Here is a 25,062-nt window from a genome sequence, read left to right as displayed (position 1 = left end):
GTGGTCTGCGCTTTCTCACTATGGCCTCGGTGCCCAAGACCCCTTGAGGGGTAAGGCGCGGGCAGTGCAGAGCGGGAGAGTAGCGTGCGGACTTGGGGCAGGCGGACCGCCGTCGCGATTGTCGTGGCGGCGGCGTTTCATGTCGGGCCGGTGGCCGGCCAAGCGGCCGATCCGGCGGCTGGCGCGGCGAAGTGGGGTCCCTGGATCGACTTCGAGGGCAAGGCGGGGACCAAGCGCAACCTGGGCGAGGCGGATGCCTTCCTGCCGCTTGCCCAGGACGCTGACACCCTGTTCTTCGGCAATGCCAAATTCCGCTTCGACGACCAGGAGTCGCTGGAGGGCAACTTCGGCCTGGGCGCCCGCCATATGCTGGACGACGGCTGGAACCTCGGCGCCTACGGCTACTACGATCACCGCCGCAGCGAGAACGACGAGTCCTATCACCAGCTGACCTTCGGTGCCGAGCTGCTGGGGCGGGACGTCGACTTCCGTGCCAACTCCTACTGGCCGGTCGGCGACAAGGCGCGCAATCTCGGCGGCAGTACGCAGAGCACCGCCGCCCTCAACGGTGCGGCCGTTCAGGTAGTGACCACCGGCGTGACGCGCGAGGAGCGGGCGCTGCGCGGCTTCGACGTCGAGGCCGGCTGGCGCCTGCCGGTCTTCGCGGCGGAAGGGCCGCTCGACCTGCGCCTCTATGCGGGTGCCTTCACCTTTGACGACAGCGAGGTAGAGGACGTGACCGGGCCGCGCCTGCGCGCCGAGTTCACCGCTTACGAAGTGCCTTATCTCTGGGACGGCGCGCGGCTCACCCTCGGGGTCGAGTGGCAGCATGACGACGTTCGCGGCGGCCAGGCCTTCGCGTCCTTGCGCCTGCGCGTGCCGTTGCAGGTCTTCGATACCGCCGTGCCGTCGCGTCTCAGCGTTCAGGAGCGGCGCATGACGGTGCCGGTCGTGCGCGACATCGACATCGTCGCCCAGGTCAGGACCGAACAGAGGCCGGCGATGATCGAGACGGCGACCGCGACGGCGGACGGCGGCAGCCTCACCGTGTTCGACAGCGGCTCCACCACGGGTGCGGCCCTGCCGGGTGCGATTGCGGCAGCGGGCGCGAACGGCACCGTGATCCTCTCGGGCAGCTTCAACACCACCGCCACGGTAACCTTGCAGGCGGGCCAGACCCTGATGGGCGCCGGCGGCCTCACCGTACGCACCCCCTCCGGCCACACCGCGACGCTGACGACGCCGACCGCGACCCTGGCCGCGGCCATCGCCGGCGGGTCTGGATCTCCGGCCATCATGCTCGCAGACGACGCCACCGTCACGGGCCTTACCGTCAATCGCACCAGCTCCAGTTCCAGCGACAGCTTTGCCATCCGCGGCAGCGGGGTGAGCGGCGTCACCGTCTCGAACAATACGGTCACCGCCACCGCCGATGCGGGTGGCGACTTCGCCGTCGGCATAATTTTCGACACGGGCTCGAGCGACAACGCCATCATCGGCAACACGATCAGGACCGTGAACACGCCCGGCAGCTCGTCAGACGGCATCGTCATTTCCAACGCCGCTAATACGACGGTCAGCGACAACACGATCGACGCCAGCGGCGGGATCAACCGCGTCATGAGCTTGGTCAACGCCACCGACGTCGCCGGCACTGGCAATGTCGCCGTGTCGGGTACCTGCCAGGATTCCGGCGGCAACACCGGCTCGGTCGGCTTCGCCGGCGGCAGCACCTGTCCCTAGAGGGTCCGGGTCCGGCCCGACGCCGGTAAAGGGCGCTCCCGCCCGGCCTTCGAACCGTCGAAAAGGACTCCCCCTGGGCGTCCATTGCCGCTATCTTCGCCGCCATGAACTGGCGCAGCGGACTCTTCCAGCGAATGCCCCACCCCGGCCGTTTCGGCAACGCGGGGTAACGCGGGCGCACGCGCCTTTCTTCGGAGACTTTCTTCGGAATTGCGGACACCCCGCCGGGAACGGTCGGGGTGTTTTTGTTTCCCCAACCCGCATTCCGGAGCCGAAGCTCATGATCCCTGATTCCGCCGAAAGTCCCGCCGTTCGGGGCGGCTGTCCGTCCTGCGCCATCTCCGCAGGGGAGTCTGCCCACGTCGTCCTCCAGACGGCGCAATTCGTTGCCTTTCTTGACCCCGCCCCGATCCGCCCGGGCCACTTGCGGATCGTCCCGCGCGCCCACTATCCGCATTTCAATGCCCTGCCGCCGTCCCTGGCCGAAGATATGCTGAACCTGGGGCAGCGGCTTGCCGCGGCCCAAAGAGCCGTCTTCAAGGTGGATCGGGTCGGGTTCCTGTTTCCGGCCGGGGGCGAGCCTCACACCCGCCCCCCTGCCTGCGGCCCCCACGCCCAGCTTGAGGTGGTGCCGCTGCTGTCGGCCGGTGACGTCACCGCGCGGCGCCGTGGCGCCGACAAGGACGCCGGGGCCTGCGCGGCCGACCTGGCGAGGGCGGCGGGCCTTTTGCGGCGGGAACTCGCCGCGGCGGAAGCTGCCCCCTCAGGGCATAGCAGCAATACCCGGGGGGTGCCTTGCGAATTGTCGACAATTGGGTAGGCTGGCGCCCCACCTGAAGCGCCGCAGAGAGGCCATGACCCTGAGCCCGACCGTCGAAACCACCGAGAGCTTTCCCGAGATTCGCGAGGGCGTGCGCGCCCTCTGCGCCAACTATCCCGGCGCCTACTGGCGCGAGCTGGATGCGCGGCGGGCCTATCCCGAGGCTTTTGTGAAGGAGCTCACCGAGGCCGGCTACCTCGCCGCCCTGGTGCCTGAGGAGTTCGGCGGCAGCGGCCTGCCGCTGGCCGCCGGCTGCGCCATCCTGGAGGAGATCCAGAAGGCCGGCTGCAACGGCGCCGCCTGCCACGCGCAGATGTACACCATGGGCACGGTCCTGAGGCACGGCAACGCGGCGCAGAAGCAGCGCTACCTGCCGGGCATCGCCGAAGGCACCCTGCGCCTGCAGGCCTTCGGCGTCACCGAGCCGACCAGCGGCACCGACACCCTCAGCCTGCAGACGATGGCCAGGCGCGAGGGCGACCGCTACATCGTGAACGGCCAGAAGGTGTGGACCAGCCGCGCCGAGTACAGCGATCTCATGCTGCTGCTGGCGCGCACCACGCCCAAGGATGCGGTGACGAAGAAGGGTGAAGGGCTTTCGGTCTTCATCGTCGACCTGCGTGAGGCCAAAGGAAAGGGCATCACCATCAAGCCGATCCGCGCGATGATGAACCACTCCACCACCGAGGTTTTCTTCGACAATCTCGAGGTCCCGGCGGAGAACCTCATCGGCGAGGAGGGTAAGGGCTTCCGCTACATCCTGGACGGCATGAACGCGGAACGCATCCTCATCGCCTCCGAATGCATCGGCGACGCGCGCTGGTTCATCGACAAGGCCAGCAGCTACGCGACCGAGCGCAAGGTCTTCGGGCGCCCCATCGGGCAGAACCAGGGCATTCAGTTCCCCATTGCCCGCGCCTACGCGCAGAGCGAGGCGGCGGCCCTCATGGTGGAGCGGGCGGCGGCCCTCTTCGATGCCGGCCAGCGCTGCGGCAGGGAAGCCAACATGGCCAAGATGTTGGCCTCGGAAGCCTCCTGGGCGGCGGCGGAGGCCTGCCTGCAGACCCACGGCGGCTTCGGCTTTGCCGAGGAGTACGACGTCGAGCGCAAGTACCGCGAGGCGCGGCTCTACCAGGTGGCACCGATCTCCACCAACCTCATCCTCGCGTTCCTTGCCGAGCACGTGCTCGGCATGCCGCGCAGCTATTGAGCGGGCGCATGAAACCGATTCTCTTCGGGCCCTCCTACTCGGTCTATGTGCGCATCGCGAAGATCGTGCTGGCGGAGAAGGGCGTCGACCACGACCAGGTCGCCTTCGACGTCTTCGACCACAACGACTGGCCGGCGGACTGGCCGCAGCGCCAGCCTTTCGGCCAGGTGCCGGCCTTCGAGCACGACGGTTTCCGGCTCTACGAAACCCGCGCCGTCACGCGCTACGTTGACGAGGCCTTTGCGGGGCCGTCTCTGCAGCCCGACAGTCCGCAGGGCCGCGCCCGCATGGAGCAGGCGATCTCCGTGCTCGACGGTCACGGCTACCGGCCGATGGTGTGGGACATCTATGTCCAGCGGGTCAGCCGCGGCAAGACCGGCGAGAGCGACGAAGCGGTGATCGCGTCGGCACTGCCCAAGGCGGAGCGCTGCCTCGCGGCACTGGCGGAGATCCTGGGGGACGGCGACTATTTCGGCGGCGCCGGCTTCAGCCTCGCCGATGCGCAGGCCGCGCCGATCTTCGATTATTTCGTGAAAGCGCCGGAAGGGGAGGACCTTCTGGAGGCGCAGGCGCCGCTGGCAGGCTGGTGGGCGCGGGTTGGCGGACGTGAGTCCGTCCGTGTGGCCTGCGAGCGAATGGGCGCCGCATGACGAAGCCCCTTGAAGGTCTCCTCGTCGTCAGCCTGGAGCAGGCCGTCGCCGCGCCCTACTGCTCCTCGCGTCTCGCCGACGCCGGCGCGCGGGTCATCAAGCTGGAGCGTGCCGAAGGCGACTTCGCGCGCGGCTACGACCGCGTGGTGCATGGCGAGAGCGCCTATTTCGTGTGGCTGAACCGCGGCAAGGAGTCCCTCGCTGTCGACCTGAAGCAGCCGGACGACCTCGCGCTGGTTAAGCGCATGCTCGCCCGGGCCGATATCTTCATCCAGAACCTCGCGCCCGGCGCGGCGGGTCGTCTCGGCCTCGGTCACGACGTGCTGCGCAAGGCGCATCCGCGGCTCATCACCTGCGACATCTCCGGCTACGGCGAGGCGGGCCCCTACGCAAAGATGAAGGCCTACGACCTCCTGGTGCAGGCGGAAAGCGGTCTCGCCTCGATCACCGGTCGGCCGGAGGGGCCGGGGCGCGTCGGCGTCTCGGTCTGCGACATCGCCTGCGGCATGTACGCCTACCAGGCCGTGCTGGAGGCGTTGCTGTTGCGCGGGCGGACGGGGGAGGGCTCGGCACTCGCCACCTCGCTGTTCAGCGGCATGGCCGACTGGATGACGGTGCCGCTGCTACACCAGGATTACGGCCCCGGCGCGCCCAAGCGCGTCGGCCTCAATCACCCCTCCATCGCGCCCTACGGCGTTTACGCCTGCCAAGGCGGCGATGAGGTGGTGTTCTCGATCCAGAACGAGCGTGAGTGGAAGCGCCTGGTCGAAGAGGTGCTGCAGCGTCCCGAGATTCTGGATGATCCGCGCTTTGCCGACAACACCGCGCGGGTCGAGAACCGGCCGGCGCTGGACGCCATCATCGACGCCGTCTTCAGCGCGCTCGACCGCGACACGTTGACGACGCGCCTCTTCGATGCCGCCATCGCCTACGGCGCGGTGAACACGCCTGCCGACTTGAGCCACCATCCGCAGCTGCGCCGCGTCACCGTGGCGACGCCGAGCGGGCCGGTCGAGCTGGTGGCGCCGCCGGTCGAACGGCGCGGCAGCGATTGGGACCTCGGCGCCGTGCCCGCGATCGGCGAGCACAGCGATGCGCTCAGGAAGGAGTTCGCGGCATGAGTGGCGAGGACTTTAGCAAGTGGGTCGGCCGCAGCGAGACGCTGCACGACAGCATCGACGTGGCGCGCGCGCAGGCAATGCAGGCGACGCTCGACGATGCGACAGACCCGCTCGCAGCGGGCGCCGCGCTGCCGCCGCTGTGGCACTGGGCCTACTTCTGGTCGCTGGCACCGACCGCGGGCCTTGGGCCCGACGGTCACGCGGCGCGCGGCGGCTTTCTGCCGCCCATCGATCTGCCGCGCCGCATGTGGGCGGGCAGCCGCGTCGAGTTTCCCAAGCCGCTGCCGGTCGGCGCGGCGGTGACGCGCAAGTCGACCATCGAATCCGTGACGGAGAAAAGCGGGCGCAGCGGGCGTCTCGCCTTCGTCACCGTCGAGCACGTGATCTCAGACGACAAGGGCCCGGCCATCGTCGAGGAGCACGACATCGTCTATCGCGAGGCGGGCGAGAAGGGTGCGCCGCTCCCGCCGGGCGAAGCGCCCCCTTCAGGGGGCGCGTGGCGGCGTGAGGTTGTGCCCTCGCCGGTGCTGCTGTTCCGCTACTCGGCGCTCACCTTCAACGGCCACCGCATCCACTACGACCAGCCCTACACCACGAAGGAAGAGGGCTATCCCGGCCTCATCGTCCATGGGCCGCTGCTCGCGACCATGATGATCGGCCAGCTGCGCCGCCATCTGCCTGAGGCGCGCGCCACACGCTTTTCTTTCCGCGCCAAACGGCCGGTCTTCGATACCCGGCCCTTCACGGTCTGCGGCGCGCCTGACGCGAGCGCGAAGCACGCCGATCTCTGGGTCGAGGACCCCGACGGCCATCTCGCCATGCAGGGCGAGGTGGATTGGGATCTGTGACGAAAACGAAGAACGAAAAGACGGGGACGAAAAAATGCTGCTCGATGTGCGCACCTACCGCGTGAAGCCGAATCACATCAAGGACCAGTTCGCGCTCTATGAAAAGTACGGCAAGCCGGCGCAGCTGCGCCACCTGGGCCCGCCGCTGGCCTTCCTGCGCACCGAAACCGGCGATGTGAACGAGTACCTCCACATCTGGGTCTACGACAGCGCCGCCGACCGCGAGAAGAAGCGCGCGGCGATGCAGGCCGACCCGGACTGGCAGGACTACCTGAAGCGCTCGAAGGAGCTGGGCGCCCTGGTCGCGCAAAGCAATCGGCTGATGACCCCGGTCGAGTTCTTCGACAAGCCGAAGCGCTGACTATCGCCGCTTGCCGATGGCCTCGATCATGTCGAGGAACTCGCGCAGCAGGTTCTGGCTTTCGCTGTCGACGGTCATCAGCATGTTGATCGTCGCCCCGTCGTTGGACAGCGGCAGGATGATCCGCGCGTACGAGCGCTGCTTCATGTTGGTGATCATGACGATGACGTGGGCAAGGGGCTCGCGGGCGGCGACGGCCGCGCGGTAGTGGGCATCGATGAGCTGACCGTAGATCCTGGGAGTCAGCTGGGTGGGCCGCAGGCGGGTTGGGTCGTAGCCGTGGACCGTCCGGATCCCGGTGCCGCTGAGGCGGTAGCGAAAATCCGGTTCTTCGCTGCCTTCGGCGGTTTCCACGTCCACCAGCATGACGCGCGGCAGCAGTTGCGGCATCTCGATGGGATCGATGGCCGCCCGGGGCGGTGCCAGGCCGTCCCCCTTCTTGCTCTTCCAGTATTCCAGCGCGAAGCAGAGATCCGGATAACGCGGCAGATCTTCGTCCAGATCCAGCTTCGCCGCCTGGATATCCTCGAGAAGCTCTTTCATGGCAGCCGCCACGGCATTTACTGGTATGTAAATGATGCCACGGCGGGGCGGTGGAGAGGAAGCCGTGTCAGCGGCGCTCAGGATTCGCTGTCGTTGCGGGCCGCTTCCCGCGCCGCCCTGAGGGCCGCCCGGCGCTCGCGGTTGGCGCGGTGGCGCTCGTCGCGCCAGGCCTTGAAGACCTTAGCGCGGTAGCCGTTGCCGCGAATCGCCTGGCGCGAGTGGTACTGCCCGACCGCGCGGGTCCAGGATCGCGCCTCCTCGCGCAGTTCCAGCAGGAAACTGGCGGCATAGGCGACGTTCACCACCGGGTCGAAGGCGGCATCGAGGTCCTCGAAGGCCTCGGGGTGGTAATGCAGGTTCACCTGCATGCAGCCGACGTCGATGTTCCTGACGCCGCGGGCCTGCAACTGGCGCACTTCCTGGATGGCGGCGGCCTTGCTGGGCAGGAATCGCCCCTCGCCCTCGGCCATCACGGTCCACGGCCAGGCAAGAGTTTCCGCGCTGGCGGGGTGCCGGCGGCCCGATTCGGTCCTGGAGATCGCGGTTAAGAGGTGCGGCGGAAGGTCGCGGGCGGCCTCGGCAGCGGCCGTCGCCTGGCGGCAGAGACTCCAGGAAGAATCAGAAACATCAATGGGTTCCTGGGCTTTTCCACCGCTCGGAATGGCCAGAATCAGGGCCAAAAAGGCCGCTTTGGGCAAGTGTCGAAGCAAGTCTCGGGCTCCACGGGCAGGAGGATCTGCCCGAAATAAGAGCAAGCCGCGTGCCAGCGGGCTTCCCAGCGGTTGCAGGACGGCCCAAAACTCTATTGCAACGCAATATCCGTGTTGGCTTCGTGACAGCTTTGTTAACGGCGTAACGCGGAAATTATTGGTAAATCAATGAATTGAGAACTTTCCCATTGAAATGCGGAGGGACCCGGAGCATATTGTGCACTGCGGTATGGGAACGGCTTCGCCGGGCCCTGCCGCAGTTCCATAGGGCATTTCCTCCCTAAACTTGGGCCGCGCTTGTCGCGGCCCTTTTTTTGTTTACCAGGTAAACGAATTTCGCCGGGGAGAGGGCGCCGGGCCCGTCAGTCGGGCAGGGTGCCGTCGCCGGACCCGAGCGGGCGCTGCATGTAGACGGAATCGACCCAGCGGCCGTGCTTGAAGCCGACCGAGTGGAGCACGCCGACCTCGCGGAAACCGTGGCGGGCGTGCAGGCGGATCGAGCCGTGGTTGGCGCTGTCGCCGATCACCGCGATCATCTGGCGGTAGCCGAGGGCGGCGCAGCGCTCGATGAGCTCGCTCAGCAGGGCCGAGCCGATGCCCTTGCCGCCCTTGCCGGGCAGGACGTAGACCGAGTCTTCCAGGGTAAAGCGGTAGGCCGGGCGGGCGCGGTAGGTGCCGGCGTAGGCGTAGCCCAGGATGGCGCCGCTGCCCGGGCGGTCCTCCGCCACCAGGTAGGGCAGGCCGCGGGCGCGGACGTCGGCCATGCGGCGGGCGATCTCGGCCTGGTCGGGCGGCTCCTCCTCGAAGGAGGCGATGCCGTGCAGCACGTGGTGGGCGTAGATCGCCTGGATGGCCGGCACGTCGCCCTCCTCGGCCGGGCGGATGGTCAGGCCGTCGCCGCGGCGTACCGTTTCGTTCTCTTTGTCGCCGACTGCCGCACTCACTGGGTTCTCTCCTTCGCGCCCGGCCTGCCGTTCGGCGCCGCGCCGTTCACCGGCATCGCTGTCTGGGAGGCCGTGAACTCTCGGGGGTCGAGCGCGCCCAGGGCGGCGACCACATCGCGCATGTCCTGGGCCAGGGCCTGCAGCGCCGGGCGCCGCTCGATGCGCGACTCGTCCATGTAGATGTGCCGGTTGATCTCGATCTGCAGGCAGTGCACGCGGGCGTGCGGTTTGCCGTAGTGGCGGGTGACGAACCCGCCGGCATAGGGCGTGTTGCGCACCACCGTATAGTTCTTGGCACACAGCACCTCTTCGACGGTCTGCGTCACGACGGGCGCGCAGGTGGTGCCGTGGCAGTCGCCCAGCACGAAGGCGGCCCCCTGGACGCCCTGGGGGCCGTCTCGGTGGGCGGCATTGCGCTGGGGCGCGCCACCGTAGGGGGCGCCGCGCGGGGGCCGGCTGCCCGACGGCATGGAATGGCAGTCGATCAGGATGCAGTAGCCGAAGCGCTCCTTGGTGATCTCGACCAGGCTGCGCAGCGCCTCGTGGTAGGGCCAGTAATAGCTGCGGATGCGCTCCAGCCCTTCTTCCAGGCTCAGCTTGCGACGGTAGATGTTGGCGCCGGTGGCGACCACGCGCGCGATGGTGCCGAGCCCGGCGGCGACACGCGGCGACGAGGTGTTGGCATAGGGCGGCAGGCGGTCCCTGAACACCGCCGGGTCGAGTTCGTAGGGCTCGCGGTTGGGGTCCACGAAGGCGCGCGGGAAGAGGGCGTGCAGCAGCGGCGCGCCCATTTCCGGCGCGCAGCCGAAGATCTCGTGGACGAAGCTGTCCTCGGAGCGCCTGAGGCTGATCGGATCGAGGCGGGAGGAGGCGAGGAAAGCCGGCGGGTAGTCGCTGCCGCTGTGGGGCGAGGCAAAGACCAGGGGCAGGGTCTGCCGCTCCGGCTCGATGATCTCGTGAGGCTTCGGGGCCTGGGCGCTCGGCGCGATCGCGTCCATATCTCTTGGGAGCTTGTTTCCACTACAGTTCTAGGACAAAGGCCGGGCCGTGTCATGCCCGTTTCAAGGCCGCGGCCGCGAAGGCATCCTACGGGCCCGCCCGGCCGGCCGGGCCGCTCGCCCGTCCCTTCCCCTGGTGCCGTCTTATTAAGGTCTACTTGGGGCTTTGCCGGTAGTCTATACTGCCTCGGCGGCGGGTTGCACTGCGTCCGGCGTAGGGAGATTCCGGCGGATTGCCGATCCCGGACGGGGCGACAGAACAACGGACCGAATACTAGGGGTCATGGCGCAAATCCTACTTGCCGAAGACGATGCCTCGATGCGGGAGTTCCTGGCCAAGGCGCTGCGCAATGCCGGCCACCATGTGGTGGCGGTCGGCGACGGGCTGGACGCGATGGAATCACTGGACGGCTTCAGGGCCGACCTGCTGCTGGCCGACGTGGTGATGCCGGGCCTGGACGGCATCGAGCTGGCCCGCCGCGCCGCCAAGCTGCAGCCGGGCCTGAAGGTCATGTTCATCACCGGCTTTGCCGCCGTGGCGCTGAAGAACCGGGACCAGACGCCCCAGGGCGCCCGCATCCTCTCCAAGCCCTTCCACCTGCGCCACCTGGTGGAAGAGGTTGATTCCATTCTCTCCGCTTAGGGCCTCGCGGCTTAAGGCGCGGTTTTTGGCGGGTTTGCGGCCGTTCGAGGCTTTCGGCCGGGCCCGCCCATTTCCCGGCATGGGAAGTCTTGAAAAACGCGGAGGATAGTGGTACTTCGCCTGCCTCCGGCGGATCGGCCGGACATTTTCCGCTCCGGGCCCGCCCCCGGAAGCCCCCTGCGGGGCCGGATCCTGAATGCGTTAGGGCGTATAGCTCAGCGGGAGAGCGCCTCGTTGACATCGAGGAGGTCCCTGGTTCAATCCCAGGTACGCCCACCATTCCTTTCAATGACTTAGCATGGTTTTGAGCTGGCAGCGCCATGCGCTTTCCGGTGCAAACCGATGCGCACGACAGGTAGAGCTTGCGCTTCGGTTGAGATAATCTGCGTGGCTGGGTGGTGCGAGCGGTCGAACTTGGGGGGCCGTGTTCGCGGCTTGATGCGGTCACGAGGGGGCAGATTTGGTACCGCAGAAGGAGATGGCACTGCCTCAGCGGTGCGGGAAAACCGGATTCGATGGCTGCTGAGAGCGCACACCCGTCGTGTCTACTGGCCGGGAGCGGGATCATCGATTTCTTTCCGGTTGGACACATGGCAGCCAGCCACCTAGAAGTTCAGCCATGCACAACCGACCCCACCGAGCCCCATGGTTGATCTAGACCTGTCCGCGCATCTCGGGCGAAAAGTCCTGCTCGTCGGCAATATTTTCGGGCGGGATCTCAGCGAAGACTTCTACATGATTATGCCGAAGCTGCTGCACGGCTTCATCCGGCTTGGCTGTAATGTGCAGGTCTTCAATGATCGCGAGACGGCGCGCGGCGCGACCCCGCTCCTGCGTAGCGCTGCCGGACGGCGCGCGGCCAATCGGCGGCTGTTGAAGGCCTGCCGCAACTTCCGGCCAGACCTGCTGCTGCTGGGCCACTGCGAGCTGATCGACAACTCGACGATCGAGGAGGCGAGGGCGGCCCTTCCCGGCCTGCGCGTCGCCTACCGCAACGTCGACCCCTTGCCCGACGCCGCGAACCGCGCGCGCATTCAGCGGCGCGCTCCGGCGGTGGATGCGGTCTTCCTCACCGCGGCTTCACCGATCCACGGCATCCCATCCGACAGCCCGGCGCGGGTGTACTTCATGCCCAACCCGGTCGATTCGGCGATCGACGTCGGGCGTTCCTTCGCTCGCAGCGACCAGCCCTTCGACCTTTTCTTTGCCGTCGGCCGGCCGGACGAGCGCCTGCGCTTCGTGCAGGCCGCCCTGCAACGCCTGCCGGCGCTGCGCGCCGACCTCCGCGGCCTTCCCGGCCGGCCGGCCGTCAGGGGCTGCGCCTACCTGGACGCCCTGGCCAATGCGCGCATGGCGCTCAGCATCAGCCGCCCCGACACGGTCCATCTCTATGCCTCGGATCGCATGAGCCAGCTTCTGGGCAACGGGCTGCTGATCTTTGTCGCCCGCTCGACGGGCTTCCAGGAGATTTTCGGCGACGATGAGATCGCGTTCTACGACGGCCTGGACGAGCTGGTGGACAGGCTCGACTTCTTCGCGCGTCACGACGACGCTCGCCGTCACGTCGCCGAGGCGGGCTGGCGCGCCGCCCACTCAATGTTTGCCTCGCAGCGGGTGGCGAAGTACATCCTGGAGCGCAGCTTCGACGAACCCCTTTCCGAGACCTATCCTTGGCCGACGGCGATCGAGACCACAGCGCAGAGCAGCCAGCCGCCTTCGGCAAGAGGCTCTATCGCTTCCTGACCCGGGTCGAGGTTCTCGCCGCCGTCTACATCGCGATCCTCTGCGCTGCTTTTCTGCTGGAGACGCGTGCCCACCGCAATTTGTTCTATGTCCTCGGCGTGCCGCTGTTCCTGCTGCACCTGCGCAGCTTCGACTGGCGCTGGCTCAGGGACTCGGTCATCGCGCAGCTGGCGCTGACCTATCTCGGATATTTCCTACTCTCAGCACTTTGGAGCGACGGTCTGACGTGGCAGAGCATCACCGATCTTCTGCGGGTCAGTGTCTTGGTCTTGCTGTTCCTCGTGACGACCCTGCAGATGGGGGTACGCAACCCTCATTTCCCAGACCGCCTCTTCCTCTGCTACGCGGTGATTGCCGGCGTCAGCCTTATAGTTGACTTCGGCGCCGCCGCCTTTGGACTGCTCCCCTTCGGCGAGCGCTTTACCGGTGTCGGTCTTGCCACCCACCCAATCATCGGCGCCACGCTTTATGGCGTGGCGCTGCTGCTGAGCGCTTTCGCGCTGCTGCCGCGCGCGACCACCTGGCGCCTACGCTTAGCCTGGCTGGCGGTTATCGCGCTGTGCGCGGCTTTCATGGTGCTCTCAGGAAGCCGCGGCCCGCTCATTGCCCTGGCGGCTGCGCTGGCCGTCGGATTCGCGATCGCCCACCGGCGGGCGGCCGTTCTCGTGCTGGTTCTGGTGGTTTGCGGCATCGGTATCGGTGTGCTCTTCAACTTTCAGCCGGTAGAGCTCCTATACCAGCGCGAGCAGAGCGGCCACTTCGGTATCTGGCAGCAGGTACTGGCCGCCATTGCGGAGCGCCCCTGGTTCGGCTACGGCAGCCTGGCGGACATGACTTTCGAGGTCAGCACCGGCTCCTTCCGGTCGCCGCACAACCTGCCGCTGGCCAACCAGTTCTACGGCGGCCTGCCAGCGACCATCCTCCTCGCGGGCCTGCTGCTGGCGGCGGCCCGGCAAAGCTGGCGGTCGGCGCGAGCCGGTGAGCCGATCTATCTCGTGCTGCTGGCCTTCGGCCTGGTGGCTTCGCTCTTTGACACCCGCAGCTTGGTGCAGAACCTGGGCCGCGAATGGATCACCCTGTGGCTGCCGATCGCCCTGCTGGCGGCGCAGGAGGTTCCCCTGCGTCGGGCCAGCCCCTCATAGGATTGGAGGGCCCCCACGGCCCGGCCTTGTGCATGGCGCGGTCATACCGCACCCGCCTGGCAGCTCAGTTCCCAGCGGCCGCAACCATACGTCCTATTTCGTCGGTCATGGAGACCGACGGACGCCAGCCTGTTGCGCGCAGCGCCGTGTCGTCGACCCGCAGGTCGCCGAATATTCTGCCACGATAACGCCCCAGGCCGCAGAGGGACAGGGCGCCGCCCATCAGCGCCTCGGGGGCGGGAAGCAATAACGGCGGCCGCCCCATGGCGTGGCGCAGGGCGCGCACCAAGTCGCCGGTCGAGACATCGCAGTCCCGCACCAGGAACACCCGTCCTGCCACGGAATCCGCCGGTGCCGTTGCCAGGTGAATCAGGGCGTCGGCCAAGTTGGTCACGCCCACCAGGCTGCGCCTGTTGGACAGCGCGCCCAACGGCAGCGGCAGAGGCAGCGCCGCCAAACGCATGAGCGCCGCCAGATTTCCTTTGACTGCCGGCCCGTACACCAGCGGCGGCCGCAGGATCGCCACTTCCATTTCGCTGCTCATGGCGAGCAGGCTCTCTTCGGCAGCCTGCTTGGAGCGGGCGTAGCTGTCCGTCGGGGCGGGTGGATCGTCCGCGGTAAAGGGTGATCGCCCGATGGTACTTTCGCCGTTGACCTTGATGGTCGAGGCGAAGATGAAGCGTCCAACACCCGCTTCTGCTGCGGCCTGCGCCAATCGCTCGGTTGCCGTGACGTTGACCGCGTGAAACTGCGCCTCGTCGGCGGCGGTCGGCGTCATCACGTGCACCTTGGCGGCCAAGTGGATGACCGCCTGCGCGCCTGCCAGTTCACCCGCCGGAACATAGGTTTCCAGGTTGCCGACGGCGTGCACGGTCACCGCCGGCGGGAGACCGGCTTCTGCCGCGCTGGTGGCGCGGCGCGTCAATGCTGTGACACGGTGACCGCCTGCGATCAGGCGTTCGCACACCACTCGGCCGGCAAACCCCGTGACGCCGGTAACGATGAGCTTCATGAGCGCGTGCCCTCCTCCCTAGCCGCGCCGGCGTCCAGCGCGGGTCCCATCTTCAGTTTCCGCCGGCGTCGGGCATGGCCGGCGCCCCACGGAGCGGTAGCCCCGCTCCGCCATCTTGCGGAGGCGGCGGCAGCGATGGGTCGATGCTAGCGACCCCGTTGGGGAGGGCTGCGGGCTCTGTGCCGAGCGAGGAGGGCGTGGCAACCTTACCGGGAAATTCGTGCGAAAGACCAAGGCGAATCGGCGCGCGCGGATGACACTCTCGATGCGCTTCCTCTAGGCGTGCGACCGAGTTGGCTGGCATTCGATCCCTTGTATTCCGATCTTGTCGTGAAGCTGTGGCGTGTATACAACCTGGGTCGCGGGTTGGCAATGAGGGCTGCATTGCCGGGTCGCCGGCTTCATGGGGATGCATTCTCACGGGTCATCGAGACGGCATTCCCAGGGGTGCTGAGTGCCCAACCCCTGGATTCGGCGCACCCCGAGATACGTTCTTCGAAAGCCGGACCGAGGCGCGCTTTCAGGAGGGGGTATTTCCGTTCCTCCTGAAGAATATCGGCCCGTCAAAACTGCCCCGCACGGTTGATTATCCGGTGTGGCGGGCGCCGAACAGGAGGACACCATGACGCAGTTCGAGATCGCCGGCCGCAAGATCGGCCCCGACCATCCGCCCTTCGTCATCGCCGAGGTCGGCATCAATCATGAAGGCGAATTCGCCAAAGCCATCCAAATGGTCGATGCCGCAGTGGCCGCCGGCGCGGAGGTGGTCAAGTTCCAGTGCCACATCACCGAGAAGGAGATGATCCCGACGGACATGAAGCCCGGCGAAATCTCGGCCGAGCGCCTGTGGGACATCATCAAGCGCTGCGAGTTGACGGAGGATGAGGAGCGCCGCGTCCAAGCCCACTGCGCCGAAAAGGGCATCATGTACCTGTCCACGCCGTTTTCGCGCGAGGCGGCCGACCGGCTAAACGATATGGGTGTGCCAGCATTTAAGATTGGCTCGGGCGAGTGCAACAATATCCCGTTGCTGCAGCACATTGCCGCCATGGGTAAGCCGATGATCCTGTCGACCGGCATGAATGATCTCGATTCGGTGCGGCGCTCGGTGGCGGCGATCCGCGAGTACGACGTGCCTCTGGCGCTTCTCCACTGCACCAGCATGTATCCCACACCCTATGACAAAGTCCGCCTGGGGGGGGTCACCGACCTTCGTGAGGCTTTCCCCGGCCTGCCCGTCGGGCTGTCCGACCACTCCCTGCACATCTGGACCTGCCTGGGTGCCGTGGCGCTGGGTGCCAGCGTCCTGGAGAAGCACTTTACCGTCTCCCGCGCGTGGCCTGGCCCGGACACCCCCATCTCCATAGAGCCGGACGAACTGCGGGACCTCGTTGCGGGTTCTCGTGCCGTGTGGGAGGCGCGCGGCGGTAAAAAGACGCGACTGGAGGACGAACAGCCGGTCATCGACTTTGCCTATGCCACGGTCGTCTCCGTTGCCCCCATAAAGGCGGGAGAGATATTTACCAAGGGTAACATTTGGGTGAAGCGGCCCGGTGTCGGCCCCATACCGGCGGACCGGCTGGATGACATCCTGGGCCGAACCGCGCGCCGCGACGTAGCCGCCGATACGCACCTGACGCCTGAAGACATTGCCTGAGCCGCGGGGCCGCGATGTTGCAAAAGGTAAGAAGAAGAATCCTCATCGAGCGCCGTCGCCTTGCCGAATGGCGAGCGCGCGCCGCAATCAAGGCGAATGCGGTCCTGTGGCGGGAGCTTTCTTCCTATCTGGAGCAGACAAAATCCACGGGCTGCAACATGACGGACTATTGGGTCCTTTATAGGGAGATTCGCCGCCACAAGCCGGTGGAGGTACTTGAATGCGGCACAGGTGTCTCGACTTTGGTGATCGCTCATGCCCTGCATGAAAATGCAGCCGAAACCGGCAAGGTCGGCCGCGTCACCTCCATGGAGGAAGTCCCGGACTATTTGGAGATGTCCCGCGCCCTCCTGCCGGCCGCCTATCAGTCGCTTGTCGACTTTCGCCAGAGTGGCCGCACGGATGACTGCCTGTCCTTGTTCCGCGGCGTTCGTTACGAGGCCATCCCTGAGCGCCCCTACGATTTCGTCTTCGTGGACGGGCCAAGCTACGTCTCGCCGCAGGATGGTACACCGACTTTCGATTTTGACTATCTTCACGTGCTGCGCAGGTCCTCGTCGCCTGTCCGCGCCCTGGTGGACAAGCGGGTCAGCACTTGCTTTGCTTTTCAGCAGATCCTGGGTTGCGAGAAGGTGCGCTACGATCCGGTCCGCCACCTGGGTTTCGTCGCCCCCTGCACGCAGGCGGACTTGGGCGTTCTGGAAACCAAGCTGTGGTCTGCCAACTTCGTCTCCAGCTTCAGGGCTGTGACCAAGACCCGTCTATATATGACGCCGACTGCCGACGCTCGCGCCGCGCGCCAGTATCGATGAGCGCCGTCGTCGTCACCGGAGCGTCTGGCTTTGTCGGTCGAGCCGTCGTGGCGGAACTGCGCCGGCGTGGCGTGACCGTGGCGGCGGTCTCGCGGCAGTCGTTGGCGGGCGGTGTGACCGTTGCCGACTATGCCGACGCGCCGGGAGGGGATGTGCTCGTTCACCTGGCCGAGCCGAGTGATCGCGCTGCGGCCCGTAAACTGGGGGCAGACCATGTCCACCGGACCGCGCTGACGCTGCAGACGCTTCTCGCCAAGGGCTACGGGAAAACCGTTTACGCCTCCAGCGCCGTGGTCTATGAAGACGATAGCCCGTCCCCCCGGCGCGTCGGGGATCCGACACCGACGGACGATCCCTATGCCCGCGCCAAGCGCCGGTGCGAATCCGAAGTCTCCGCGGCAGGGGGAGCCGTGGCGCGTCTCGCGAACCTGTTCGGACCGGGGATGGCTTCCAGCAACGCGATATCGACCATTCTCGCGCAGATCCCCGGTGAGGGGGCGGTCGAGGTCTGGGACGATGAGCCTGTGCGCGATTTCCTGTGGGTAGACGACGCGGCGGAGGCCATCGCAAGCATGGCCCTGAGCTCTGAAAAGGGCATCTTCAATGTAGGTTCGGGCGAAGGGAACTCCATTGGAGCCGTGGCCCGCACCGCCCTGGCCATTGCGGGTGACGAGGCCCGCCCTGTCGTGGCGACGAAGCCCTCTGGCAGGCGCTCGCACCTGGTGCTAGACATTGAGGACACGCGACGGCGTCTCGGATGGACGCCACGTACGAGCCTCGCCGACGGGCTCCGGCAGTTGATAGGCAAGAGGGAAAAAGGTCGGGCATGACGCGGACCGTGGCAATCTTCACCGGCAACCGGGCCGAATACGGGCTTCAGTATCCTATCCTCAAGGCCGTTGACGCGCATCCCGACCTGGAATACCGGCTGCTGGTTTCAGGGGCGCACCTGGATTCCAATTTCGGGCACACGCTGGACGAGATCAGCGACGACGGCTTCACGGTGCACGCTGAAGTCAAAATTGAGATGGACGCAACCTCGCTGTTCGCAACAGCCCAAGCCATCGGTTCGGGTGTGCTGGAGATCAGCAAGGTTCTCGCGGAGCTGAAGCCCGACCTGATGGTGGTTTATGCCGACCGGTTCGAGGGTTTTGCCGCCGTCATTGCTGCCACCCAAATGAACATCCCAACCGCCCACATCGAAGGCGGTGACCTGACCGAAGGCGGGGCGCTGGATGACAGTGTGCGCCACGCCATGACTAAACTCTCGCACTTGCACTTCACCACAAATCAGCAGGCCACCAACCGCATCCTCGGCATGGGTGAAGAAGCCTGGCGTGTCCACACGGTTGGCTTCCCGGCCATCGACATGATCTCGGAGGACCGCTACGCCACGCCCAGCGAGATCATAGAGCGACTGGGGCTAGACCTGGCGCGCCCGGTGGTGCTGTTTACGCAACACTCGGTCACCACCGAGTTCGACCGGGCGGCGGAGCAAGTGGCGCCCTCGTTGGCCGCCATGAAGCGCCTGGCTGGCGAAGGCGTGCAAGTGATCTTGACCTATCCCAACAACGACGCCGGAGGCCGTGCCATCATCGAGCGGCTGGAGGCGGTGCGCGCGGAGGGCCGTGCCGACATACAGGTGCACCGCTCGCTGGGCCGCTACTTGTATCACGGGGTCCTGGCGCTGGCCGCCGATCCTGCACACCGGGTCGCCTGCGTCGGGAACTCTTCATCGGGCATCAAGGAAACGCCGGCGTTCGGCTGTCCCACGGTCAATATCGGCTCGCGCCAGGACGGGCGTCTTCGGGCCGAGAATGTGGTCGATGCAGCTTATGACGTCGATGCCCTGGTTGACGCCACCCGCCGCTGCCTGTTCGACGACGACTTCCGCGCCGCCTGCCGGGCTGCAGACAACCCCTATTATCTGGGCAACGCCGGCCGCAAGGTGGCGGACGTGCTGGCCTCCGTCGATCTCGGCCCGGCGCTGTTGCGCAAACGCATGACCCTGAAAGGCATTGCGGAGAACGGCTGGTTTCAATGATCGACCCTCCCCTGTCCGAGGCCGCCACGCTCTATGATGTGGTGCGCACCATCGAGCGTAGCTGGCGGCGCATCGCGGTGGTCGTCAGCGCCGAGGGGCGGCTGCTGGGGACGCTGACGGATGGTGACGTGCGCCGCAGCCTTCTCGTTGGTGGCAGTCTCGACACCCGCGCGGTCGATGCCATGAACAAGGACCCCGTGTGGGTCGACGTCGGCACGCCGGACAGTATCATCATTGACCGCATGCGGCGCGCGAACATCCAATCCGTTCCGGTGGTCGATGCCGAGGGGCGGTATGTCGACCTCGTCCATGTGACCGACTTGGGCGGCGATGCCGCAGAGATGCACGGGGCGAGCGGCTTTGCCGCCGCCGTCATTATGGCCGGTGGAGAAGGCAGGCGGCTGCGTCCGCTGACCGACACTATCCCGAAGCCCATGGTGGAGATCGACGGCATCCCGTTGCTCGAGCGCCTGGTGCGGCGCCTGGCCTCCGCCGGAGTAGAGCGGGTTTATATTTCCGTCAACTATCTCAGCCACTTGATCGAGGGCCATCTGCGCGATGGCTCGCATCTCGGCACGCACATAGTATACTTGCGCGAAACCGACAAAATGGGCACTGCCGGCGCTCTGTCGCTGTTAAAGGAGCGCCCCGCCGGCCCATTGGTGGTCATGAACGGCGATATCCTCACGACCTCGGATTTCCGCAGTCTGTCCGCCTTCCACCATAGCCACGGGGCAACAGTGACGGTCGCCGCCGTCGACTACCGCGTGGAGATTCCCTACGGTGTGCTGCGCTCCGAAGGCGCCTACGTACGGGCACTGGAGGAGAAGCCGTCTCAACAGTTTCTGTGCAATGCGGGCATCTATGCCGTTACACCCGAGGCCGTGGAGATGGTGCCATCCGGTTTCTACAACATGACCGACCTGATTGAGGACTGCTTGAAGGCGGACCGCAAGGTCGCGGTGTTTCCGGTCCATGAGTACTGGAGCGACATCGGCACTCCGGTAGACCTGGAGAAGGCCCGCGCCGCCTTTGCGAGGATGAAACAGAAATGACCGAAACTCTTGCGGGCAAATCGGTCTTCGTCAGCGGCGCCGACGGGTTTATCGGCAGCCATCTGGTCGAGGCCCTCGTCGCCGCCGGTGCGAGAACACGCGCCTTGGTCTACTACAATTCATGGAACGACAAGGGGTGGCTTTCGGACGTAGACCCGCGTCTGCTGGAGCAGGTGGAGATCCTGACCGGCGATGTCCGGGACTGCGAACGGATGCGCCAGGGCGTGGCCGGTTGTGACTACGTGTTCCATCTTTCCAGCCTCGTTGCCATCCCTTACAGCTACGAGGCGCCCCGCTCTTATGTCGAGACCAACATAACCGGTGCCCTGAACATCCTCCAGGCGTGCCGCGAGTCCGACGCTTTGACGCGGCTGGTCCATGTCTCCACCTCGGAGGTGTACGGCACGGCGCAGCAGGTTCCGATTTCGGAGGACCATCCGCTCGTCGGCCAGTCGCCCTATTCGGCGAGCAAGATTGGCGCCGATAAGATGGCGGAGAGCTTCCATCTGTCCTTTGAGCTGCCGGTCGTGATCGCTCGTCCCTTCAACACGTTCGGGCCGAGGCAGACGGCGCGCGCCGTTATCCCGACCATCGCCAGCCAATTGGTCGCTGGACGAGATCGTCTGCGCCTGGGCGCGCTGACGCCGACCCGCGATTTCAACTTCGCCGCCGACACCGCTGCGGGCATGATCGCCCTCGCGCTTTGTTCGGAGGCCGAGGGAGAGGTGGTCAATATCGGATCCGGCCAGGAATGGTCGATCCGCCAGACGGTCGATATGCTGTGCGAGATCGTCGGCCGCGAGGTGGAGATCGTCACGGAGGAAGACCGGATCCGCCCGGAAAAGAGCGAAGTCAACCGCTTGCTTGCGGATAACCAGAAAATCGCCGGCCTGACCGGCTGGCGAAGCACGGTGCCCTTCCGTGAAGGGCTGGAACTCACCGTGCGGTGGATCGAGCGGAACATGCATCACTTCGATGTCGATTCCTATACACGGTAGCGCACCCAACGACTGGACCAATCATGAGGATATTCACCTTCAGGGAAGACGGACGGGCGCGGCTCGGACTCTCCGTCAACAGCGCGCTCTATGACCTAGAGGCAGTCTGCTTGTCGCTAAGGGAGGTCAAGGCGATTACCAAGCCCCGACTGTTCGACCAAAGTGTCGAGGGGCTCACGCTGATCGATCTGATGGAAATGGGCGACGAGGGCCTTCGGGCCCTGGACGCTGCCGAACGCTACATCCGCTGGATCGCATCGGAATCGGCTGATCCCTGGGTGCTGCGCAATGCCCGGCGACGCGAGGAAGACATCGAGTGGCTGCCGCCCGTCACGCGACCGCCCGCGGTCTATGGTATCGGCGGCAACTCGCCCCTGTTTTTCCGTGACAAGAACTTCCAGATTCCAGCTTATCCGCGCGGCTTTCTGCGGCCGACCAACCACCATGCACTGATCGGCCACCGGGCACGGGTTACCATTCCCGCGCATTACTCCACCATGCGTTCTTCCGCGGAGTTGGGCGTGGTCATCGGAAAGACCGGGCGGAACGTCTCGGAAGCGGAGGCCATGGACTACGTCTTCGGCTATACCCTGGTCAACGACATGTGCTCGGATTCCTGGAAGGTCGTGGCCCTGCGCGGCCAGGACGAAGCTCTGATGCACCAGGATCTGACCATCTTTACCCAGCGCGCGTCGACCTCCTATTACTCGCGTTCGACCGACAGCTTTGCCGCCATCGGTCCTTACCTCGTCACCAAGGAGGAGGTATCGGACCCGTACAACCTGATGGTCTATAACCGCCTGTCCGGAGTGCAGCGGGAGCGGGCCTACACCCAAGCCATGGTGAACGGAATCGAGCGCACCGTTTCGTTCCTGTCGCGCATTTTCACGCTGCGACCGGGCATGATCTTTCATATGGGAACCATGGGGATCGACGGTTACACCGTCGAACCGGACATGCGGTTCGGCACCGAAGACTACTTTGAAATCGAGTACGAAACGGTCGGCGTGCTGCGGAACTATATCACCGACCTGAGAGGACCGTTCCAGAAATGATTCGCACGCCGGAAAACCAGCATTGGGTGTTGCTCGGTACGGCGCCGGCCTCGGAGGAAATCTGGGGTCTGAGCCAGATCGACTTTCCTTGCGGTTACCATATTCCGCCGGGTGCCTTCGCGCCGAGCGGAAAGCCGCTGGAGCGACCGAAACCGAATGGCGAGGTCTGGGCCATGGGTGGTTTTGCCATGGAGCTCGCTCAAGGCGGCAAGGTGATTCGCGCGGAAGATGCGTCCGGGCATGTTGCCGGGTGTCGGCCATGGGTCTGCGTCTTCCATGACGCTCTGCTCGACGAGCTGCGCGATCGCACCCACACAATCGAAATGTGGGACCGCGGCGTTTCGATTTTCTATGGTCTGTGGCGCGAAGCGACCCATAGACTGGGTGACCTGATCCCATCTGCCGATTTCGCGGCGATGGTGGATCGCCCGACTCGCCTGGGCACGGGGGGCGGCACGTCTGAGGGGGCTCCGGCTTCAGCCTACGCCTATGATCCCGAGGCCATCATTACGTTCATGTCGCAGTTCATGACCCTGTCGGCGGGAGATGTCTACATCCAGGGCCCGCTCGTGGCGCGGCGCCTCGGCGCCGATGAACACCATGTCACATTTAGCATCGACGGCCTGAGGCTTGAGGTCGAGGTCGACTGACGATGGCGTCCCAGCGATGAGCATCGGCGACATGGGCCAAGTTGTGGCAGTGGTTCCGGCCAAGGGCACTTCCAGACGTGCGCCGGGAAAGAATCTGGCGATGGTCGGTGGAATACCGATGTTCTGCCATGCGATCCGTGTGGCCGCCGCCGTTCGCACCATCGACGCCATCGTGGTTTCCTCAGACGACGCCCGGATAATCGAACTGGCCCGCGCGGAGGGTGTCCGAGCCGAATCGCGGCCGCCGGCGTTGTGCAAGGATGACGCGACCAATTTCGACGTGTTGCGCCACCTGCTTGCCACCCTGCGGCGCGAGGGGACCGATCCCGAACTGCTGGTGCTGCTACAGCCAACGACTCCCTTTCGGTCGCCTGGGCCGCTGGCGGAGATGATCGGGCGCCTGCGCGAAGATCATGAGGCGAGTTCTCTGGTGACCGTGGCCCCGATCAATCGTCTCTCCGGTGCCATCGAAGGTGCCCGCTGGCATCCCGGACCGGCGAGGGGTACGCGCATGAAGGCCACCGAGCAACGCTATGCACTGACCGGTCATGTCTTCATCTTGCGGCCCCGGAGGACCTTGGACATGGGCGTGCTTCTGGGCGAAGAGGTGCTGCCGGTTTCCCTGCCGGCCGACTGGCTGGACATTGATGTGGATGTGCCCGCGGATCTTATGATCGCACAGAGTGTCGCGGATACTTACTTCAAGATTCCGGCGTCATGAACAGAGATCAGCCCCTGCGCCTCCTATTCTCTACCCAGTCAATCGGCCTGCGCGTGTTCTGGTCCCTTCACAAGGCACTGCAAGAGGAAGGCGGGATCGAGGCGGCTGGTTTTTTCGTCACCAACCGCCCAGAGTACGCGCGCTTCAATGATGCCAATCCCGACTTCGCAGCATCCGCTGCTGACGTCATTACGGAGTGGGAGCTTCTTGATCAAGCGCACCGTCTGCCGGCGCCCGATCTGGAATACATAGCCGCTTGGGAGAAGGAGATTGCCGACCCCACCCTCTGGAATGCGCTGATTATTGACCGGCGTCTCAACTTCCATCTGCGTGCGCAATTCGTGCAGAGCTACAAGCCCGCTTACAGCCACGAAGATTTATTGCGCCTGCTCCAGGTGTCTCTCCAGGCAATCGACGCCCATTTCGACCGTGTGCGACCGCACGCCGTCATGGGTCTCAATGCGGTGACCCTGTATGACTACCTCTACTACCTGGTGGCCCGGCGCCGTGGCATTCCCGTTATGCAGCTCAAGCTGACGCGAGTGCGCAACTACGTTTCGCTATACACCGATCCCTTCGACCTTTCGCCGCATATTCGCGAGACTTTCGAGCGCATGCGCAGGGGCCGCGACCTCACGGGCGACGAGACGGCGGCACTAGCGGACGCGCAAGCGCTGCTGAGCGAGATCCGCGAGAAACGCCTGGTCTATGAAGGTGCAATCAAACGGCCGAACGAAGTGCGGAAGGCGGCTCGGCGGCCTGGTCTGCCGGCACGTCTTGCCGCACTTGCTGAACGGCTGGTCCGCGACCGCCGCAACCGGGACCGGCATTATCCGGCGCCCTTGCGCTATGCCTATGAGACAAAAGTGCTCAAGCCGCTGCGGCGTCGGCTGGCCACGCGGCTTTTTGACATTCCGGATGCCGGAGCATTCGCAGAACAGAATGCTGGCCGTTACGCCTTGTATCCGCTGAACACGGAACCGGAAGTCGCTCTGCTGGCTTTTGGGCGTCCCTACCGCAACCAGATAGAAAGCGTCCGTAACATCGCTGCCTCCCTGCCGGTAGGTTGGAAGTTGGTGGTGAAGGAGCATCCCAATTCCTACGGCTATCGTAGTGCCGCTTACTACGGCAAGCTCCGGGCGATCCCCAACGTGGTCCTGGCTGGTCCTACTCTCGACACGGACAAGCTGATGCTTGGTGCGGGTCTGGTCGCGGTGGTGTTCGGCACCATCGGGCTGGAGGCTCTGATCAAAGGCAAGCCGGTGGTTGTCCTGTGCAATACTCCCTACGGTGTATTTCCGCGGTCCATGGTCCGTTTCCTCGATCGTTCCTGGGGGATGGCCGCGGAAATCCGCGACCTCCTGGAGAACCACAAACATGATGATCGAGAAGTCGTGGCATTCCTGGCCGCACATATGACGTCCAGCATTCGCCTCAATCTGTTCACCGACCTTCTCGGCAAGGGCGGGCGGCAGACCATGGACGACGGCCTGTCGCGGGAAGACCAGTACGCCGAACTGGCGCGTTACACGCGCCGCCGCATCGCCGAAGAGCGGGCACGGCTGGGTGTGGAAGCGTAGGG

At 65.6% G+C, this 25,062-nt stretch carries 25 protein-coding genes and 1 tRNA gene; 21 read left to right on the top strand and 5 right to left on the bottom strand.

The genetic code is table 11. From position 1 onward, the window contains the following. Positions 1-84 precede the first annotated feature (84 nt). Genes WDC82_RS12965 through WDC82_RS12940 form a run of 7 tightly spaced genes read left to right on the top strand, consistent with a single transcriptional unit; the run spans position 85 to position 6,753 of the window. Positions 85-1,743: an inverse autotransporter beta domain-containing protein gene (locus WDC82_RS12965; RefSeq protein ID WP_340117741.1), complete on the top strand. Its 1,659-nt coding sequence runs from the start codon at positions 85-87 to the stop codon at positions 1,741-1,743. Then, complete coding sequence (locus WDC82_RS25200) at positions 1,661-2,563, top strand: HIT family protein (protein WP_367576129.1); 903 nt, start codon at positions 1,661-1,663, stop codon at positions 2,561-2,563. Before WDC82_RS12965 ends, WDC82_RS25200 begins: the two co-directional genes overlap by 83 nt. 34 nt (positions 2,564-2,597) lie before the next feature. Then, positions 2,598-3,773 (top strand): acyl-CoA dehydrogenase family protein, encoded by a 1,176-nt coding sequence (locus WDC82_RS12960; RefSeq protein ID WP_340117740.1) that lies wholly within the window; start codon positions 2,598-2,600, stop codon positions 3,771-3,773. A gap of 8 nt (positions 3,774-3,781) precedes the next feature. Then, positions 3,782-4,423 (top strand): glutathione S-transferase family protein, encoded by a 642-nt coding sequence (locus WDC82_RS12955; protein WP_340117739.1) that lies wholly within the window; start codon positions 3,782-3,784, stop codon positions 4,421-4,423. Further along, positions 4,420-5,544 (top strand): CaiB/BaiF CoA-transferase family protein, encoded by a 1,125-nt coding sequence (locus tag WDC82_RS12950; protein ID WP_340117738.1) that lies wholly within the window; start codon positions 4,420-4,422, stop codon positions 5,542-5,544. The genes WDC82_RS12955 and WDC82_RS12950 overlap by 4 nt, the downstream gene beginning before the upstream one ends. Continuing rightward, entirely contained in the window at positions 5,541-6,392 is an 852-nt protein-coding gene (locus WDC82_RS12945; RefSeq protein WP_340117737.1) for a MaoC family dehydratase N-terminal domain-containing protein, read from the top strand. Before WDC82_RS12950 ends, WDC82_RS12945 begins: the two co-directional genes overlap by 4 nt. A gap of 34 nt (positions 6,393-6,426) precedes the next feature. Then, positions 6,427-6,753 carry an NIPSNAP family protein gene (locus WDC82_RS12940; protein WP_340117736.1) on the top strand — a complete coding sequence of 109 codons (327 nt, stop codon included), beginning with the start codon at positions 6,427-6,429 and terminating at the stop codon, positions 6,751-6,753. Here the strand turns inward: WDC82_RS12940 and WDC82_RS12935 are convergent, their stop codons facing one another. From WDC82_RS12935 to WDC82_RS12920, 4 genes are all read right to left on the bottom strand, one after another. After that, complete coding sequence (locus tag WDC82_RS12935) at positions 6,754-7,296, bottom strand: PAS domain-containing protein (protein WP_340117735.1); 543 nt, start codon at positions 7,294-7,296, stop codon at positions 6,754-6,756. A 77-nt stretch (positions 7,297-7,373) separates the two neighbouring features. Continuing rightward, a complete protein-coding gene (locus WDC82_RS12930) occupies positions 7,374-7,976 on the bottom strand; it encodes a transglycosylase SLT domain-containing protein (protein ID WP_340117734.1) in 603 nt (200 codons plus the stop codon). A 392-nt stretch (positions 7,977-8,368) separates the two neighbouring features. Beyond that, on the bottom strand, positions 8,369-8,950 hold the full coding sequence (locus tag WDC82_RS12925; protein WP_340117733.1) for an N-acetyltransferase family protein: 582 nt from the start codon (positions 8,948-8,950) through the stop codon (positions 8,369-8,371). After that, positions 8,947-9,948 (bottom strand): N-formylglutamate amidohydrolase, encoded by a 1,002-nt coding sequence (locus WDC82_RS12920; protein WP_340117732.1) that lies wholly within the window; start codon positions 9,946-9,948, stop codon positions 8,947-8,949. The genes WDC82_RS12925 and WDC82_RS12920 overlap by 4 nt, the downstream gene beginning before the upstream one ends. Positions 9,949-10,231: 283 nt before the next feature. Here WDC82_RS12920 and WDC82_RS12915 point away from each other — a divergent pair, with 283 nt between their 5' ends. The 4 genes from WDC82_RS12915 (at position 10,232) to WDC82_RS12900 (ending at position 13,476) form a co-directional block, all read left to right on the top strand. Further along, a complete protein-coding gene (locus WDC82_RS12915) occupies positions 10,232-10,591 on the top strand; it encodes a response regulator (protein WP_340117731.1) in 360 nt (119 codons plus the stop codon). Between the two features lie 204 nt (positions 10,592-10,795). After that, a tRNA-Val gene (locus WDC82_RS12910) sits at positions 10,796-10,870 on the top strand. A gap of 456 nt (positions 10,871-11,326) precedes the next feature. After that, positions 11,327-12,334 carry a glycosyltransferase gene (locus WDC82_RS12905; protein ID WP_340117730.1) on the top strand — a complete coding sequence of 336 codons (1,008 nt, stop codon included), beginning with the start codon at positions 11,327-11,329 and terminating at the stop codon, positions 12,332-12,334. Continuing rightward, positions 12,262-13,476, top strand: coding sequence for an O-antigen ligase family protein (locus WDC82_RS12900; RefSeq protein ID WP_340117729.1), 1,215 nt, complete (start codon positions 12,262-12,264; stop codon positions 13,474-13,476). The genes WDC82_RS12905 and WDC82_RS12900 overlap by 73 nt, the downstream gene beginning before the upstream one ends. 64 nt (positions 13,477-13,540) lie before the next feature. On the opposite strand, the gene WDC82_RS12895 is transcribed toward WDC82_RS12900, so the two are convergent. Then, positions 13,541-14,488, bottom strand: a complete 948-nt coding sequence (locus tag WDC82_RS12895; protein ID WP_340117728.1) for an NAD-dependent epimerase/dehydratase family protein — start codon at positions 14,486-14,488, stop codon at positions 13,541-13,543. 622 nt (positions 14,489-15,110) lie between these two features. Between WDC82_RS12895 and WDC82_RS12890 the strand changes: the two genes are divergently transcribed. The 10 genes from WDC82_RS12890 to WDC82_RS12845 are packed head-to-tail and all read left to right on the top strand — an operon-like array spanning position 15,111 to position 25,060. Continuing rightward, the gene (locus WDC82_RS12890) at positions 15,111-16,145 is read left to right on the top strand and encodes an N-acetylneuraminate synthase family protein (protein WP_340117727.1); all 1,035 of its coding nucleotides are present in this window, start codon (positions 15,111-15,113) and stop codon (positions 16,143-16,145) included. A 14-nt stretch (positions 16,146-16,159) separates the two neighbouring features. Beyond that, positions 16,160-16,957 carry a hypothetical protein gene (locus WDC82_RS12885; RefSeq protein ID WP_340117726.1) on the top strand — a complete coding sequence of 266 codons (798 nt, stop codon included), beginning with the start codon at positions 16,160-16,162 and terminating at the stop codon, positions 16,955-16,957. After that, positions 16,954-17,787 (top strand): NAD(P)-dependent oxidoreductase, encoded by an 834-nt coding sequence (locus WDC82_RS12880; RefSeq protein WP_340117725.1) that lies wholly within the window; start codon positions 16,954-16,956, stop codon positions 17,785-17,787. The genes WDC82_RS12885 and WDC82_RS12880 overlap by 4 nt, the downstream gene beginning before the upstream one ends. Further along, positions 17,784-19,001 carry a UDP-N-acetylglucosamine 2-epimerase gene (gene neuC, locus WDC82_RS12875; protein ID WP_340117724.1) on the top strand — a complete coding sequence of 406 codons (1,218 nt, stop codon included), beginning with the start codon at positions 17,784-17,786 and terminating at the stop codon, positions 18,999-19,001. Before WDC82_RS12880 ends, neuC begins: the two co-directional genes overlap by 4 nt. Continuing rightward, positions 18,998-20,056: a nucleotidyltransferase family protein gene (locus WDC82_RS12870; protein WP_340117723.1), complete on the top strand. Its 1,059-nt coding sequence runs from the start codon at positions 18,998-19,000 to the stop codon at positions 20,054-20,056. Before neuC ends, WDC82_RS12870 begins: the two co-directional genes overlap by 4 nt. Further along, positions 20,053-21,054 (top strand): GDP-mannose 4,6-dehydratase, encoded by a 1,002-nt coding sequence (locus WDC82_RS12865; protein WP_340117722.1) that lies wholly within the window; start codon positions 20,053-20,055, stop codon positions 21,052-21,054. Before WDC82_RS12870 ends, WDC82_RS12865 begins: the two co-directional genes overlap by 4 nt. A 23-nt stretch (positions 21,055-21,077) precedes the next feature. Then, positions 21,078-22,109 (top strand): fumarylacetoacetate hydrolase family protein, encoded by a 1,032-nt coding sequence (locus WDC82_RS12860; protein WP_340117721.1) that lies wholly within the window; start codon positions 21,078-21,080, stop codon positions 22,107-22,109. Continuing rightward, positions 22,106-22,759, top strand: a complete 654-nt coding sequence (locus WDC82_RS12855; RefSeq protein ID WP_340117720.1) for a fumarylacetoacetate hydrolase family protein — start codon at positions 22,106-22,108, stop codon at positions 22,757-22,759. The genes WDC82_RS12860 and WDC82_RS12855 overlap by 4 nt, the downstream gene beginning before the upstream one ends. Positions 22,760-22,775: 16 nt before the next feature. Then, on the top strand, positions 22,776-23,480 hold the full coding sequence (locus WDC82_RS12850; RefSeq protein ID WP_340117719.1) for an acylneuraminate cytidylyltransferase family protein: 705 nt from the start codon (positions 22,776-22,778) through the stop codon (positions 23,478-23,480). Further along, positions 23,477-25,060 (top strand): hypothetical protein, encoded by a 1,584-nt coding sequence (locus tag WDC82_RS12845; protein ID WP_340117718.1) that lies wholly within the window; start codon positions 23,477-23,479, stop codon positions 25,058-25,060. Before WDC82_RS12850 ends, WDC82_RS12845 begins: the two co-directional genes overlap by 4 nt. Positions 25,061-25,062 lie beyond the last annotated feature (2 nt).

This window comes from Pelagibius sp. 7325 (assembly GCF_037652055.1).
GTDB lineage: Bacteria > Pseudomonadota > Alphaproteobacteria > Kiloniellales > Kiloniellaceae > Pelagibius.
This window is presented reverse-complemented; position numbering and strand designations above follow the sequence as displayed.

What these genes read in the sequence shown, in the direction of transcription:
- WDC82_RS25200 (WP_367576129.1), top strand. Translation starts at nt 1,661, where the DNA reads ATGTCGCCGTGTCGGGTACCTGCCAGGATTCCGGCGGCAACACCGGCT.
- WDC82_RS12960 (WP_340117740.1), top strand. Translation starts at nt 2,598, where the DNA reads ATGACCCTGAGCCCGACCGTCGAAACCACCGAGAGCTTTCCCGAGATT.
- WDC82_RS12955 (WP_340117739.1), top strand. Translation starts at nt 3,782, where the DNA reads ATGAAACCGATTCTCTTCGGGCCCTCCTACTCGGTCTATGTGCGCATC.
- WDC82_RS12950 (WP_340117738.1), top strand. Translation starts at nt 4,420, where the DNA reads ATGACGAAGCCCCTTGAAGGTCTCCTCGTCGTCAGCCTGGAGCAGGCC.
- WDC82_RS12945 (WP_340117737.1), top strand. Translation starts at nt 5,541, where the DNA reads ATGAGTGGCGAGGACTTTAGCAAGTGGGTCGGCCGCAGCGAGACGCTG.
- WDC82_RS12940 (WP_340117736.1), top strand. Translation starts at nt 6,427, where the DNA reads ATGCTGCTCGATGTGCGCACCTACCGCGTGAAGCCGAATCACATCAAG.
- WDC82_RS12935 (WP_340117735.1), bottom strand. Translation starts at nt 7,296, where the DNA reads ATGAAAGAGCTTCTCGAGGATATCCAGGCGGCGAAGCTGGATCTGGAC.
- WDC82_RS12920 (WP_340117732.1), bottom strand. Translation starts at nt 9,948, where the DNA reads ATGGACGCGATCGCGCCGAGCGCCCAGGCCCCGAAGCCTCACGAGATC.
- WDC82_RS12915 (WP_340117731.1), top strand. Translation starts at nt 10,232, where the DNA reads ATGGCGCAAATCCTACTTGCCGAAGACGATGCCTCGATGCGGGAGTTC.
- WDC82_RS12905 (WP_340117730.1), top strand. Translation starts at nt 11,327, where the DNA reads ATGATTATGCCGAAGCTGCTGCACGGCTTCATCCGGCTTGGCTGTAAT.
- WDC82_RS12895 (WP_340117728.1), bottom strand. Translation starts at nt 14,488, where the DNA reads ATGAAGCTCATCGTTACCGGCGTCACGGGGTTTGCCGGCCGAGTGGTG.
- WDC82_RS12890 (WP_340117727.1), top strand. Translation starts at nt 15,111, where the DNA reads ATGACGCAGTTCGAGATCGCCGGCCGCAAGATCGGCCCCGACCATCCG.
- WDC82_RS12885 (WP_340117726.1), top strand. Translation starts at nt 16,160, where the DNA reads ATGTTGCAAAAGGTAAGAAGAAGAATCCTCATCGAGCGCCGTCGCCTT.
- WDC82_RS12880 (WP_340117725.1), top strand. Translation starts at nt 16,954, where the DNA reads ATGAGCGCCGTCGTCGTCACCGGAGCGTCTGGCTTTGTCGGTCGAGCC.
- neuC (WP_340117724.1), top strand. Translation starts at nt 17,784, where the DNA reads ATGACGCGGACCGTGGCAATCTTCACCGGCAACCGGGCCGAATACGGG.
- WDC82_RS12870 (WP_340117723.1), top strand. Translation starts at nt 18,998, where the DNA reads ATGATCGACCCTCCCCTGTCCGAGGCCGCCACGCTCTATGATGTGGTG.
- WDC82_RS12865 (WP_340117722.1), top strand. Translation starts at nt 20,053, where the DNA reads ATGACCGAAACTCTTGCGGGCAAATCGGTCTTCGTCAGCGGCGCCGAC.
- WDC82_RS12860 (WP_340117721.1), top strand. Translation starts at nt 21,078, where the DNA reads ATGAGGATATTCACCTTCAGGGAAGACGGACGGGCGCGGCTCGGACTC.
- WDC82_RS12855 (WP_340117720.1), top strand. Translation starts at nt 22,106, where the DNA reads ATGATTCGCACGCCGGAAAACCAGCATTGGGTGTTGCTCGGTACGGCG.
- WDC82_RS12850 (WP_340117719.1), top strand. Translation starts at nt 22,776, where the DNA reads ATGAGCATCGGCGACATGGGCCAAGTTGTGGCAGTGGTTCCGGCCAAG.
- WDC82_RS12845 (WP_340117718.1), top strand. Translation starts at nt 23,477, where the DNA reads ATGAACAGAGATCAGCCCCTGCGCCTCCTATTCTCTACCCAGTCAATC.